Source organism: Mesorhizobium loti CJ3sym (assembly GCF_000472785.1).
In the GTDB taxonomy this organism is placed as follows: domain Bacteria; phylum Pseudomonadota; class Alphaproteobacteria; order Rhizobiales; family Rhizobiaceae; genus Mesorhizobium; species Mesorhizobium loti_E.
In genome coordinates this window covers 109559-123676 of record NZ_KI421462.1, presented here as the reverse complement: position 1 = coordinate 123676, position 14118 = coordinate 109559, and the positions used below count along the sequence as shown (strand labels likewise).

13 protein-coding genes are annotated in these 14118 nt (G+C 60.4%); 10 read left to right on the top strand and 3 right to left on the bottom strand.

From position 1 onward, the window contains the following. Nucleotides 1-354: 354 nt before the first annotated feature. Both A3A9_RS45025 and A3A9_RS0137005 read right to left on the bottom strand, forming a co-directional pair. Nucleotides 355-555: a hypothetical protein gene (locus A3A9_RS45025; protein WP_027033445.1), complete on the bottom strand. Its 201-nt coding sequence runs from the start codon at nt 553-555 to the stop codon at nt 355-357. 396 nt (nt 556-951) lie between these two features. Then, a complete protein-coding gene (locus A3A9_RS0137005; RefSeq protein WP_027033446.1) occupies nt 952-2115 on the bottom strand; it encodes a porin in 1164 nt (387 codons plus the stop codon). 1347 nt (nt 2116-3462) lie between these two features. Here A3A9_RS0137005 and hemN point away from each other — a divergent pair. Beyond that, nucleotides 3463-4788 (top strand): oxygen-independent coproporphyrinogen III oxidase, encoded by a 1326-nt coding sequence (gene hemN, locus A3A9_RS0136995; RefSeq protein WP_010914012.1) that lies wholly within the window; start codon nt 3463-3465, stop codon nt 4786-4788. 1 nt (nt 4789) lies between these two features. Here the strand turns inward: hemN and A3A9_RS43660 are convergent, their stop codons facing one another. Beyond that, nucleotides 4790-5344, bottom strand: a complete 555-nt coding sequence (locus tag A3A9_RS43660; RefSeq protein ID WP_224713089.1) for a ZinT/AdcA family metal-binding protein — start codon at nt 5342-5344, stop codon at nt 4790-4792. 34 nt (nt 5345-5378) lie between these two features. Between A3A9_RS43660 and A3A9_RS45020 the strand changes: the two genes are divergently transcribed. From A3A9_RS45020 to trbJ, 9 genes are all read left to right on the top strand, one after another. Beyond that, nucleotides 5379-5777: a hypothetical protein gene (locus A3A9_RS45020; protein ID WP_006329204.1), complete on the top strand. Its 399-nt coding sequence runs from the start codon at nt 5379-5381 to the stop codon at nt 5775-5777. Beyond that, complete coding sequence (locus A3A9_RS0136975; RefSeq protein ID WP_027033449.1) at nt 5768-6157, top strand: hypothetical protein; 390 nt, start codon at nt 5768-5770, stop codon at nt 6155-6157. Before A3A9_RS45020 ends, A3A9_RS0136975 begins: the two co-directional genes overlap by 10 nt. Nucleotides 6158-6818: 661 nt before the next feature. Further along, complete coding sequence (locus A3A9_RS0136970) at nt 6819-8849, top strand: conjugal transfer protein TraG (protein WP_006329207.1); 2031 nt, start codon at nt 6819-6821, stop codon at nt 8847-8849. 118 nt (nt 8850-8967) lie between these two features. Further along, a complete protein-coding gene (locus tag A3A9_RS0136965) occupies nt 8968-9381 on the top strand; it encodes a CopG family transcriptional regulator (protein ID WP_027033450.1) in 414 nt (137 codons plus the stop codon). After that, on the top strand, nt 9378-10346 hold the full coding sequence (gene trbB, locus A3A9_RS0136960; RefSeq protein WP_010914019.1) for a P-type conjugative transfer ATPase TrbB: 969 nt from the start codon (nt 9378-9380) through the stop codon (nt 10344-10346). The genes A3A9_RS0136965 and trbB overlap by 4 nt, the downstream gene beginning before the upstream one ends. A gap of 11 nt (nt 10347-10357) precedes the next feature. Beyond that, nucleotides 10358-10666 (top strand): TrbC/VirB2 family protein, encoded by a 309-nt coding sequence (locus A3A9_RS0136955; protein ID WP_010914020.1) that lies wholly within the window; start codon nt 10358-10360, stop codon nt 10664-10666. Next, nucleotides 10666-10938 (top strand): VirB3 family type IV secretion system protein, encoded by a 273-nt coding sequence (locus A3A9_RS0136950; protein ID WP_027033451.1) that lies wholly within the window; start codon nt 10666-10668, stop codon nt 10936-10938. Before A3A9_RS0136955 ends, A3A9_RS0136950 begins: the two co-directional genes overlap by 1 nt. Then, nucleotides 10932-13382, top strand: coding sequence for a conjugal transfer protein TrbE (gene trbE, locus A3A9_RS0136945; protein WP_027033452.1), 2451 nt, complete (start codon nt 10932-10934; stop codon nt 13380-13382). Before A3A9_RS0136950 ends, trbE begins: the two co-directional genes overlap by 7 nt. Next, the gene (trbJ, locus tag A3A9_RS0136940) at nt 13379-14104 is read left to right on the top strand and encodes a P-type conjugative transfer protein TrbJ (protein ID WP_027033453.1); all 726 of its coding nucleotides are present in this window, start codon (nt 13379-13381) and stop codon (nt 14102-14104) included. Before trbE ends, trbJ begins: the two co-directional genes overlap by 4 nt. Nucleotides 14105-14118: the final 14 nt, after the last annotated feature.

The window sequence follows — 14118 nt, the reverse complement described above, 5'->3', positions numbered from 1 at the left end:
AAACTCCAAGCACTTCAACCGGGGCTCAAGCGCGCCGCTACCGCCTTGCCGTTATTTGCTGGAGCATGCCGTTTAGCGACGATTGGTTATCCCTTTGGCCTCCCCTCACGCTGCTTGGCTGTGCCTACTGGCAAACCCGGTCGAGAAAAGCATCGAATACGCAGCAATAGCGCTAACCACAAAGCGATCCTCCTGCCGCATGCGGATAAAACCCTTCGCTGTCCCTATTTCGTCCTCGCTCGATGATTGCGGCTCGCCGCGGTCTTCGTCGGTGAGACGGTTGCCCTTTGACTTTGCCAGGCGGCCAGCTGCGATGTGCGGGCTGTAGGAATCCCGTGTAACCTCGTTCTGGATCTAACGCTCACCGATAGGCCCGGCCAGTCGGAAGAGGACCGGGCGATGATCGGACACTTCCAGGAACCGCTCGATGGTTCGGTCGAGCGCGAGGATCATGAAATCGTGGCCGCCCGGCACGAGATTGGGCGAGATAAAGACATGGTCGATCAGCGACTTAAAGGGCGCCTTGACGCAGGTGATTTGCTTGTCCGAAGGCATCCTGCGCGGCGAGCGCGGTCAGGCCGGCGGCGGTCAGCGCGGTCTCCGGAAGCCAAGGTTGCATTGAGTCAACGCCGATTCAGTCGTTATCGAAGCTGGGATACTGGGCGAGTTCGGCGATTGCTTCGGCGATCACGCGCCCACCCATCTGCCGGCGGCCTCCACCGTGTCGCCGGACTGCGCCGCACGCGTCAGCGCAAGCGCCGGGACCGCCAGCAAACCTGCCGCAACGCTTTACCAGCTGTCACATCCCGGCAAGCGGGGCATCGGCCGCGCCCTAATCGCAGCTGTATCCGATTGCAAACGTGTCAGGGCTTATCTGCCGCAGGCGTGGCAGGTCCCCCGCATAATCGTCATTCGCCGCCTGAGGCCACCGAGATGAAGCTCTTCCTCCCGTTAGAATGAACGTTCGAAACGGAGGATGCCGCCGACACTGCTCTTTTTGTTGGCATTAGCCCAGCTAATGGAAGGGTCGACCTTGCCGACGGCGAAGTCGCCGTAGCGGTCATAGTCGAGTTCGGCTGTAATTGTGAAATCTGCAAGAAACGCATAGGCAACGTTTGCAGCGACACCATAGTTCCTGAGCTGATCACCCGAGAGCTGAAGATTCAACGAAGTTGTCTCATTGAGCTTGTAAGTGGCGCCGGCCCAGAAACCCCAGTTACCGCCCCAACTTTTGTAGAAACCGCGACCATGAGCGTCGATTGCGTTAGTGACGTCATCGTTGAGCTTGCCGCTGGAGCCATAGCCGAACATTCCGAATAGCGAGAGTTGGTCGGTAACATCGACGTCGATGCGGACCTTGCCGGCGACCGATTCGTAGTTGCTATCATAAGCGACAACGCCGGTGATCGCGCCCCAGTGTTGTGTGTATTTCACTCCGCCGACTAGGTGCGGAACGTAGCTGTCGATGGTGCCGACCAGGCCCGAGCCTTCTTCGAGTGAAACCACAGCCGTAAAGCCGTTACCGGCGTCAAAGTAGTACTGAACCACATTAGTATCGAAGGCGCCGTACGGGATAAGCATCTGATTGAGCACGTCGCCCGCGTAGCCAATAAACATGTCGAAGGCGGACCAGTCCTTGCCAACTCGGAGGCCACCAAGCTGAACCCAGGCGAAAGTCAACGTGATGCCTTGGCTGAAGGCATAGTATCGAGGACTGTCCGAACCGGAATAGGCGGTGTGCTTGCCGTAGTTCATGCGGGTCTCGATGTAGGTCTGCAATGTACCGAGTTCGGACTCTTGCCCGGTCCAAGTTTTGAATGTGAAGCGCGTGTGGTTTTGCCATATGCCCTGGGCCTCGCCAGTCTTCACATCCGTGGTTCTAGCTTTGTCATACGATACGACATCGCCGAGGCCGATGTCGTAACGGACATAGCCGCCGATGCGCAGGCAGGTCTCGGTGCCGGGGATGTAGTAGTAACCAGCGCCGTAAACGTCGCAGATCTTGACGTATTCAACGGGCTCAGGCTCGGCCAGGACGATGGCGTCGGCGGCTCGGGCACAGGAAACGGCGATCAGGGCCGCAGCTGAGCCGAGCAGGAGGCTCCTGATGTTCATTCTTGATCTCCGTTCAAATATTGAAGAAGGGGACGTCAACGAACGAGCCAGCCCTTCCTGTCCCCACAATCGAAAACGATGCACATCGCGCTGCGCCTATCGCAGTGTGACACACGGATCATAATAATTATCCAACAACAGGGGCGATGAAGCTGAATCATACTTCAACACAATAAGTTGGTTGTTCTAATATTACTTGCTTGAAATGCCCGGGGAGGAATCAAACACTTCCGAGTCGATCGCCATGATGATCTCCGATAGCTGCGGGCGTACCGTCACAACGGCTTCGAAAATCACCCCGCAAATGACGTGCCAACCTCACGACCAAGCTACGATTGACACTCAAGTTTGCCGTCGGACCTTGGTTTGCGTTTCCTTTTTTGCTCTGAGGGTCAAGCTGAGCACGAAAAGCAAATGTTTCGGACATGGTTCGTCTGTTCGCTTCGTGACAGTATCGTTCAATGGCGATAGCTTTTGTTTGTTTTGAGCCTCGACATTGTTGACATCATGCGAGTGCACCGCTCGGTACGTCAGCCGAGATGCCCCACTGATGCCGACATGCCTAGGCGTAAGCGTCCTCGTTAGGGCGAAGGGCCACACCTCGGCGGTGGCGAGGTGCACCAGCTTTCCAGCTAGTCCGGACAAAGTGGTTCCGAAAGGCGGGAAGGTCGAGACGAGCCGTTGTAAGGCCCTCTCTGAATCGGAAGCCGTGCATGGGCCATTTTTGTTTTTACGGAAGCACATGCGAATTCGCTCGATTGTCAGTTGCGAGCGATGCTTGAGTTGCGCTTCACCCCGGCGCTTTGCCGGGCCACAGGAGCGCGATTTGTCGGTGATCATGCGCCTGGCGTAGCGCTACTTTCTAAATTGGTTCATCAGGCTTGCAGCCTTGGCAGGGGCGGAGCTGGACGGTCTCCTCGAGCACAATTCCCGCTCTGACAGACGGTGCGCCACGGCCAAAGCCTCGTGCCGGCAATTAATACGACGAACTCATCGAGATGCCAGGTATCGCTACGTGACGCCGTCTTACGCACCAGCCGGCGAGCAAAAGTCTGGTCCCAACGCCGAATCGACTGGTCGGACGGGGCATGCTGCGTTCCATCGGACGCTGAAGGGAGGGGATAGGATAGGATAGTAGCACCAAACGGTGTGCGGGAAAGTCTCGACGGGAAACCCATGGCGCTTGTCGCTGACCAGCGCGTGCTCATACCATCGCTGTCCAGCCAAGGCTGAATGGGGCTATCGCTGCGAAATAATCAGGCCCAAAGCGGACCGGACTGATATAGCGCAAAGACACAGGAGAGCGCAGTGGTAAGGATGGAAGGCAACAACATGGGACGGTAACTGTTGCAGACCACAAAACATCGCGAAGCCCGCCTGCCTTGGTACACCATCTATCCGACTGTCGCGGAGTTCTCTGGGGCGGTCGGCGCCGACGCTTATGAGGAATGGCTCAGGAACCTACCGGCTAACGATCCGGCGTCACTCTACTTGCACGTTCCGTTCTGCCGATCAAAGTGCTGGTATTGCGGCTTCCCCACCACCATCACCCGCCATGATGCGCCGATCGTTAATTATCTGGCGGCGCTGCGTGACGAGATACGTTTGGTCTCGGAGCACGCGCCGCAGGCGCTGCCCGTGAGCGATGTGCATTTCGGCGGCGGAACGCCAACTCTCATGGGGCCAGTTGAGTTCCTCGCCCTGACGGAATTCCTGCGCCGCCACTTTGCGCTTGCGGAAACAGCTACGATCGCCGTCGAGATCGATCCACGCACGTTCACGGCCGATATGGCCGAAGCCTTGCAAGCAGCCGGCGTGAACCGCGCGAGCCTCGGCGTGCAGAGCTTCGATCCCATTGTTCAAAAAGCGATCAACCGGGTCCAGAGTGAGGCGCAGACGGCGGCTGCCGTCGAAATGCTGCGTCGGCATGGAGTGACAAGCATCAACTTCGACCTCATCTTTGGTCTCCCGCATCAAACGGTGCAGTCTTGCGTCGAGACCACGAGGGCGGCGGTCGCCATGCGCCCCAACCGGCTTGCGGTGTTCGGCTACTCGCACATTCCGTCCTTTATTAAGAATCAGCGCCTCATCGAGGAGGCATCGCTTCCGGGCAGCGCTGCCCGCGCCGAACAGGATGCGGCCATTGCCGTGACGCTGATTGCCGCCGGCTACCGAGAGATCGGGCTCGACCATTTCGCCTTGCCGGACGACGATCTCGCGCTGGCACAGAAAACCGGTCGCCTGCGGCGCAACTCGCTGGGCTACTCGGCCGACACCTGCAAAACCCTGATCGGTTTCGGCGCGTCGGCTATCGGGCGTGTCGGCGAGGGCTACGTCCAGAACGAGGTTACACGGGATTCCTACTGCCGGCACATCGCAGCTGGCCGTCTGGCGACGTCAAAGGGCTACCGTCTCACCGACGAAGACCGCGCGCGAGCCGCAATCATCGAGCGACTAATGTGCGATCTCGAGGCCGATGTGCCGGCAATCTGTGCCGCCCACGGATCTGATCCAATCCATTTTCTCGATTCAGCTGAACGCTTGGCGATGCTTGCCAAGGACGGGATTGTGGACATCGAAAAGGGTTTTGTCCGCGTACGGCGGCAGCATCGTTTTGCGATGCGCGTTGTCGCTGCCGCATTCGACGCTTTTCTCGACCGGGTTGCCCGCTGAGTCAGCCAAACAAGTGTGAGGAGGCCAAGGCGACGCCGAAGCGAAATTTGACGCCCATGCGGTTTCCTTTCTTCGAGGTCAGGATTTCACAGCCGTCGCCGGCGTAGCAGGCCTCAAGCGGCTTCCCGCCCTCGAAGAAAGCCACGGTGTCGCCATCGATCGTGATCCGCTCGAATTGGTGCGATAGCCGATCTCGTAGCGCGTACTCATCTGCGCTCTGGTCGCCGCTCTCCGCCTTATAAGCCATGACTGGATCGAGCGTTCCATGGTCAGGAAGGGATAGACCAACTGCCAATCCCGGACCCAAATTCGACAGGGCGCGCTGCTTGATCTGGTCGTCCTCAAATGTAGATCGGCTGGACCGCGGGATCGTGGCTATATGCGTGATCTTTCTCAGCTGCTTGATCGTGGATCTTGCCGCTCCCGCCGACGGCCACGATGTGGAAGGGCTTGCCCTCCACGGCGATCTCGCCGTTCCTGGTGAACGATCCCGCCGACACGATATAGGGCTTGAGGGTCGGTCACGACGATGTTGTCCCCTGCCGCGGCGATGCACGGCCGTGCCCGTCCATCGAATAGAGGTCGTGAGCTTGAGCGAGTTGGCGATCTTGCCAGCCACGAAGCTTGGCGTTCTGGTGACGCTCAACAAGGCGACCGCAGCAATGGAACGTGCTGCCAGAGAAGCCGAATCCGTTGAGGCGGGCGGCAAGCTGCGGCCGCGCGTGCAAATCTGTAGGGTCAGGGAACTATTGAAGGGCAGAAAGCCCACGCTTCCACCTGTCTATGACATTATCTCTGCCGCTGCCGCCCGGCAGGTGGCCGCCGCGGTTGCCAACGCGACAGGAAATACGGGACCCGCCGTCCTTCAAATATTCCATCGCCGGCAGCGGACAGAAAGCCACGAACGATCAGTCGCCGACACCTGTGAACAAGCCGTGTGCGACATTGCAATCATCCATTTATTGGCTCAACTGCCCACATGGCCGTGAATGAACTGGATTTGTTGGTTTTCCAGATGGCAGTGGAAAGCGTCCGCTCACTCTGCTTGAGCTTCAATGACAAAGCGGCGGAGATAGCCGCGAGGAGCCGCGGAAACCTGCTTTTCGATGTGCGGATCGATGATGACGCCGAGGTCCAACGGCTCGCAGCCATCCGATATCGAGGTGGGCAGATTGGTGTGGTGACGTTGGACAGACAAGGCCTTATTAGCCGCTACTGCGTCGTCGACGGTACCTTCTCCCGCTTCATTGCACCGTTGGAGAATTGGACCAACATGCCGGTATCAATGCAGGCCAAAATCGATGTCACTCACCATGCCGGCCTCTTCCTAGGCGCGTTGCGAAATGCCGGTCATATGCTTCGCAACTAGGGCGGAACGCGTCTGTGGATCTTTGCACCCGCCTGGGCGTTTGAGCAGGCGGCTCATCGAGGTTCTGCAGCGCGCGGATGTGCCACGGCCGGGGTGATAGCCGCCTCTGCCCAACAGATCGCCGGCGAGGGCTTGTCGAACAATGAATGTCGTCAATTCACAGTCCGAGAAATGGTGTCTGGCTCACGAGAAGCACAGCGAATTGAGACTGAAACGCAGTCCAGCTGGGAAACCCAGCGCGAAGGCCGGAAGGTAACTTATCTGCGATAGAGGCAACGGGAAGGCGCCTTCCACTTATAAGGCAGCGCCCAATATGTCGGTACTCGCCTGAGGAATTCCCATGGCGGGCAGGGCTACCTCGCGATCCGATCTCGATAGGCTTGTTGTACCTCAGACCGGACTCGATGTTACGAATTTCCTCAGCGGCTTGCCCGCATGCCACCGCCAGCTCCCCGACCACGTGCTCACGATAGGCACGAACGATATGAGTCCCCTCCGACATAGCAGTCCTCGGGAATGCGCGAATATTGATACACCTCGAAGGAGAGCAACGGCGCGCCAAACAGCCTCTCATCGCACCAAGTCGTACATAGGGCGCATTCCTGTTCCGGCCGTCCCGGGCGATGCTCGATCCATCTCTCCAGAACAGCGGAGCAAGCCAGTGACGCCCACGAAGCTTCTGATTGGGCAGATCGCCATTGTGTTCGCCATCGTTCTCCTCGGCGTGTGGGCTGCCACGCAATGGTGCGCTCATATGCTAGCCTTTCAGGAACAACTCGGCGCGCCATGGTTTGTCGCGGCTGGCTGGCCGATCTACGAGCCGTGGAAACTGTTGGAATGGTGGTTCCAATTCGATGCCTATGCGCCCGAGGTATTCGACAAGGCGGGCATGCTTGCGGGCACCAGTGGATTCATGGGCTGTGCCGCTGCGATCGCTGGTTCCCTCTGGCGCGCGCGCCAGCGCGGCTTGGTCACCACCTATGGCTCCTCTCGATGGGCGGCGACGCGGGAGATCGAGAAAGCAGGGCTGTTTCAGCCGGCAGGCGTCTTCCTCGGCAAACTGAAGGACCGGTATCTGCGTCATGACGGGCCTGAGCACGTCATGGCCTTTGCGCCGACACGTTCCGGCAAGGGCGTCGGACTGGTTGTCCCAACCCTTCTCTCCTGGTCCGGCTCGGCCGTCATTCACGACATCAAAGGCGAGAACTGGCAGCTGAGCTCCGGCTGGCGGTCGAGGTTCTCGCATTGCCTTTTGTTCAATCCGACTGATCCGCGATCGGCCCGCTACAACCCGCTGCTGGAGGTACGCAAAGGTTCGGACGAGATTCGCGATGTCCAAAACATCGCCGACATTCTAGTCGATCCGGAAGGCGCGCTGGAGCGGCGGAATCATTGGGAGAAGACCAGTCATTCACTCCTGGTCGGCGCTATCTTGCACGTGCTCTACGCCGAAGAGGAAAAGACTCTTGCCCGCGTCGCCACCTTTCTGTCGGACCCGCAACGCTCGTTTGCCGCGACTTTGCGGCGAATGATGACGACCAACCATCTCGGCGCGGCCAATAAGCCTCAGGTCCATCCCGTCGTGGCCTCGGCGGCACGAGAGGTGTTGAACAAATCGGAGAACGAACGTTCAGGCGTCCTCTCGACCGCCATGTCTTTTCTCGGCCTCTACCGTGATCCGACCGTGGCGGCGGTAACATCGGACTGCGACTGGCGCATTGCCGATCTGATGGATGCGGAGTGGCCGATGTCGCTCTATCTGGTCGTGCCGCCATCGGACATCTCGCGCACCAAGCCCTTGGTGCGACTGATCCTGAACCAGATCGGCAGGCGGCTGACGGAGCGCCTCGAGGGTGACCCAAAGAAGAGCCGCAAGCATCAACTGCTCATGATGCTGGATGAGTTTCCGGCGCTCGGTCGCCTCGACTTCTTTGAGACCGCGCTCGCGTTTATGGCCGGTTACGGAATTCGTGCCTACTTGATCGCGCAATCGTTGAACCAGATCTCCAAAGCGTATGGCGACAACAACGCCATTCTGGACAACTGCCATTTGCGAATTGCCTTTTCCTCCAATGATGAGCGCACGGCCAAGCGAATCTCGGACGCGCTTGGCACGGCCACGGAACTCAGATCCATGCGCAACTATGCGGGCCACCGGCTGGCACCTTGGCTCTCGCATGTCATGGTGAGCCGCCAGGAAACCGCCCGCCCGCTGCTGACACCGGGCGAGGTGATGCAATTGCCGCCCGCGGACGAACTGGTGCTGGTTTCGGGATTGCCCCCCATCCGGGCCAAAAAGCTGCGATACTATGAGGATCACAATTTCACCGAGCGGGTGCTGCCTTCGCCGGTGTTGCGCGACGGACCCTACGCGGACTGCCCGATGTCGCGGCCGGACGATTGGACTGGGCAAGTACGCGGCGTCGACCGTCGTCTTGCGTCCGACGATGAAAGCGCTGGCGCCGCGCTTGCGGACGAGGGAGGTGTTCAGCAGCAGCGCCATCCTGGCCTACCCGAAGAACATACCGCCGTCACCCAGGAACCGGACCAGGACGATCTGTCCAGACCCGCAGACGATGATAGCGAGGCGATGGCGGACAAGCGCGTCATGGACCGGATCTCCACCGTCGCAGGTGCCTATGGCATCAACGAGGGAAGGGGCGATGATAAGGATATCGTCCCCGGCTTCTGAACGCTTTCCGCAGCTCGGGCGTATCTCAGCGTAGATAACGGCCGTAAGCAATTTTGGGCATCTCGATAATGCTTGTTCCGCCGCCGGCCCGCCAGCGCCGGCCAGTTGGAACAAGCGCATGAAGCCCCACCGCATTCGTCACCAGTTTCTGCTCGAACCGGAATTGAGCGAGAAGCTGGACAACCTCAGCCGCGATCCCTCGACCACAAAATCCGCGGTCGTCGCGAAGGCCGTAGAAGCTTTCATCGAGCGGCGTGGCGAGAATGAACTCGATCGGCGCTATGGCATGAGGCTGGACCGTCTTTCCCGCGACCTCAGTCACGTCAGGCGCGATGTCGACATGACATTGGAAAGCTTGGCGCTCTTCATCCGCTTTTCGATCACGCTTCATGCCCACACGCCTGTTCCGGACAAGGCGACACAGGCGATTGCTCAGGAGCGTTTCGACAAATTCGTCGAGCAGGTCGGTCGCCAGATCGCATCGGGGAAACGCTCGCTTGGCAAAGACAATGGCGGAGGAGGGGAAGGATGAGCGCTCATCCAGAGGCCGACCACCGACGCCGCGCCATGCTGCGCACCGCCATGGGTCCGACGATCACTGAGGCGCTGGCCGATCCATTGGTCATCGAGGTGATGGTCAATCCCGATGGCGCGCTGCGGCTCGACCGGCTGGGAGAAGGCCGAATCGATACGGCCGTGCATATGCATCCTTCCGAGGCGGAACGCATCATCCGCCTGGTCGCTTCCCACGTGCGTGCCGAGGCGCATGCGGACAATCCGATTGTCAGCGCCGAATTGCCGTCGGGCGAACGCTTCGAGGGACTGCTGCCGCCTGTCGTGCTGGCGCCTTGCTTTGCCATCCGCAAACCAGCCGCAAAGCTCTACACGCTGGCCAACTATGTTGCCGATCGCATCATGTTGCCGCTGCAGGCCGATGCGTTGATAAAGGCAGTCCGAGAACGGCGCAACATCCTTGTCGCCGGAGGCACGTCGTCGGGTAAGACGACGCTTGCCAATGCGCTGCTGGCCGAAGTCGCCGAATGCGACGAGCGAGTGATCCTCATCGAGGACACCCGCGAACTGCAATGCGCAGCAAAGGACTGCGTTGCCCTGAGAACCAGGCGGGGCTCGGTCACACTCGCCGATCTCGTGCGCTCGACGCTCCGGCTCCGCCCCGACCGCATCATCGTCGGTGAAGTCAGGGGCGCGGAAGCGCTGGACATGCTCAAGGCATGGAACACCGGGCACCCCGGCGGCATCGCCACGGTTCATGCCAATTCGGCGCGCTCTGCCCTCTATCGCATCGAGCAGCTTGCACAGGAAGCTGTCGTCACCGTGCCGCGCCGCCTCATCGCCGATGCCATCGATCTCATCGTCTTCATCGCGGGGCGCGGCTCGTCGCGCCGCATCGATGCAATCGCTGAGGTCACAGGTCTCGACGGCAGCGGCGACTACGCCGTCTCCCCACTCACGCCTCCGCAACTCCAGCAACTCTGAAAGGCCCCCTTATGCGCAAGAAGCTCCGCTTTCTTTCGTTTGCCGCGCTCGCGTTTCTTCTCACAGTTCCGGCGCACGCTGCCGGCTCCGGCATGCCTTGGGAACAGCCGCTGCAGCAGATCCTGGAATCGGTGCAGGGACCGGTCGCCAAAATCGTCGCGGTGATCATCATCATCACCACCGGCCTGACCCTTGCCTTCGGCGATACTGCAGGCGGTTTCCGCCGGCTGATTCAGATCGTCTTCGGCCTGTCGATCGCCTTCGCCGCATCGAGCTTCTTCCTCTCGTTCTTCTCCTTCGGCGGCGGGGCGCTCGTCTGATGACCGCCGGAGTGCAACATATCGAGGGCTTCGAGGTTCCCGTTCACCGGGCATTGACTGAACCGATCCTGCTGGGCGGCGCGCCGCGGGCGGTGGCGATCCTCAACGGCACGGTGGCTGCGGCCATCGGACTAGGCTTGCAGCAATGGATTGCCGGGCTAGTGCTCTGGCTTGGCGGCCACACGCTCGCGGTCTTTGCCGCAAGGCGCGATCCCGACTTTGCCAGCGTGCTTGTCCGTCACCTTCGCCTGAGGGGATGGCTCGCATGCTGAACCTTTCGGAATATCGCGGCAGGGCCGACCGGCTTGCCGACCATCTGCCCTGGGCAGCACTGGTGGCGCCCGGCATCGTGCTCAACAAGGACGGCAGCGTTCAGCGGACTCTTCGGTTTCGCGGGCCCGATCTGGAAAGCTCGACCGAAGCCGAACTCCTCGGCATCTGCGCCCGGGCCAACAATGCGCTTAGACGCCTTGGCTCCGGCTGGACATTGTTTTTCGAGGCCGAGCGCATCGAAGCGCTGGGCTATCCGTCCTCGCGTTTCCCGGACGCGGCGTCATGGCTGGTTGATGAAGAACGGCGTGCTGCCTTCGAAGGCAAGGTCGCGCATTTCGAGAGCCGCTATCACCTGACCTTGCTGTCCATGCCGCCACCGGACGCCCAGGCGCGGGCGGAAAGCGCGCTCGTCGACTCGCATCATTCAGAAGGCGAAAGAGACTGGCGCCAGGAGATGGCGCGGTTCCGTGACGAGACCGACCGTGTGCTGGATCTTCTGTCGGGCTTCATGCCCGAAGTGCGTCCGCTCGATGACGCCGAGACGCTGACATACCTGCACGACACGATCTCGACCCGCCGCCATCCGGTCGCCGTGCCGGAAACGCCAATGTATCTGGACGGCATCCTGGTCGATGTGCCGCTTACCGGCGGCTTGGAGCCGATGCTGGGTGAGCAACATCTTCGCACACTTACCATCCTCGGCTTTCCGAACCTCACCCGGCCCGGAATCCTCGATGCCCTCAATCATCAGGATTTCGCCTATCGCTGGATGACGCGCTTCATTCCGCTCGACAAGACCGAGGCCACCAAGACGCTGACCCGCTTGCGCCGGCAGTGGTTTGCCAAGCGCAAATCGATCGTCGCAATCCTGCGCGAGGTTGTAAGCAACGAACCCGTTCCGCTCGTCGACAGCGACGCCGACAATAAGGCGCTCGACGCCGATGAAGCACTTCAGGCGTTGGGCGGCGATCATGTCGGCTTCGGGTATCTCACTGCAACGGTGACGGTATGGGACGAGGATCGCCAAGCCGCCGCTGAGAAACTTCGCGCGGTCGAGCGCATCATCAATGGGCTCGGGTTCACCACCATCCGCGAAAGCGTCAATGCGGTCGAAGCCTGGCTCGGCTCGCTGCCGGGTCATGTCTATGCCAACGTTCGTCAGCCGCTCGTTCACACGCTGAACCTTGCCCATCTCATGCCGCTTTCCTCGGTGTGGGCCGGTCCTGCGGCGAACGAGCATCTGGCTGAAGTCACTGGACGAGAGGCCCCGCCGCTCCTCATCGCCGAAACCAGCGGGTCGACTCCGTTCCGGCTTTCTTCTCATGTCGAAGATGTCGGCCACATGCTGATCGTTGGACCGACCGGCGCCGGAAAATCGGTGCTGCTTGCCCTGATCGCCCTGCAGTTTCGTCGCTATGCCGGCGCGCAGGTCTATGTCTTCGACAAAGGCAATTCGGCGCGCGCGGCAACGCTCGCCATGGGTGGAGAGCATCATGTCTTGGGTTCGGACGGTGCGCTTGCCTTCCAGCCACTGCGCAATATCGGTGATCAGGGTAGGCGCAGCTGGGCAGCTGAATGGATCGCCGGCCTGATTGCCCATGAGAACGTCACCCTCACGCCGGAGGTGAAGGAGGCGATCTGGTCGGCGCTCAACAGCCTCGCCACCGCGCCGGCGCAGGAGCGCACGCTGACCGGTCTGTCGGTCCTGCTTCAGTCCAATGCACTGAAGTCCGCCTTAATGCCCTACACGCTCGACGGTCCCTTCGGCCGATTGCTCGATGCCGATGACGATCGGCTGGCCTTGTCGGATGTGCAGTGCTTCGAGACCGAGGAGCTGATGCATAGCCAAAGCGCTGTGCTGCCTGTGCTCACCTATCTCTTCCATCGCCTTGAGGAGCGGTTCGACGGGCGACCGACGCTGCTCATGCTCGATGAGGCCTGGGTCTATCTCGACAATCCGCTTTTTGCTGCCCGCATCCGCGAATGGCTGAAGGTGCTGCGAAAGAAGAACGTATCGGTGATCTTCGCCACGCAGTCGCTTGCCGACATCGCCGGCTCTGCAATAGCGCCGGCGATCATCGAGAGCTGCCCACAGCGCATTTTTCTCCCCAATGATCGTGCCGTGGAACCGCAGGCACGGACTGCCTATGAGCGCTTCGGTCTCAACAACCGGCAGATTGAACTGATCGCCCGGGCCACGCCGAAGCGGCACTACTATTTGCAGTCGCGCTGCGGCAACCGTCTCTTCGAGCTCGGGCTCGGCCCCATCGCGCTTGCACTTTGCGGCGCCTCGGGTCCAGCCGCGCAAAGCCTGATCGACAGGGTCCTGTCCGAGCACGGGCAGGACAGCTTTGTCTTTCGCTTCCTCGGCGCCCGCGGCCTCGATTGGGGGGCCGAGCTTCTCCAGCAATTCCCTCAACCAACCAAGGAGCAATCGTCATGATGCGGCGCCGCTTTCTCTCGGGCCTGATCACCCTTTCGTTGATCGCCAAGCCGATGGCCGACTACGTGCAGCCGGCCTACGCGCTCATCGTGTTCGATCCGTCGAACTACGCACAGAACGTGCTCACGGCGGCGCGCTCGCTGGAGCAGATCAACAACCAGATCCAGTCGCTCCAGAACCAGGCGACCGTGCTGCAGAACATGGCACGCAATCTTCAGAGTCTGGATTTTTCTTCGGTGGGTCAGCTTACCGGCTCGCTCCAACGGATCGACAGTCTGATGGACCAGGCAAGTGGCCTGAGCTTTGATCTCAACAAGCTTCAGGACCAGTGGCGTAATCAATATCCGGAAAGCTACGACGCCACGATCAAGGTCAGCGATGTAGCGAGCGCCGCACGTGACCGCTGGCAAAGCGCAATGCAGGCATTCCGTCAGACCATGGGTGTTCAGTCGCAGATCGTCGAGAATGTTCGCGGTGATGGCGACCTGCTTGCCGATCTCGTCAACCGCAGCCAAGGCGCGGCCGGTGCGCTTCAGGCAAGTCAGGCCACTAACCAGCTCCTTGCGCTTTCGACCAAGCAGCAGATGCAGATCCAGACGCTGCTCGCAACGCAGTTCCGCGCTGAGGCCGAGGATGCGGCGCGCAAGGCGCAGTCCGAGGAGGCCGCGCGCGAGACGACAAAGCGCTTCCTCGGCACAGGCACGGCCTATCCCAGCAACTGATCACCAATCTCTTG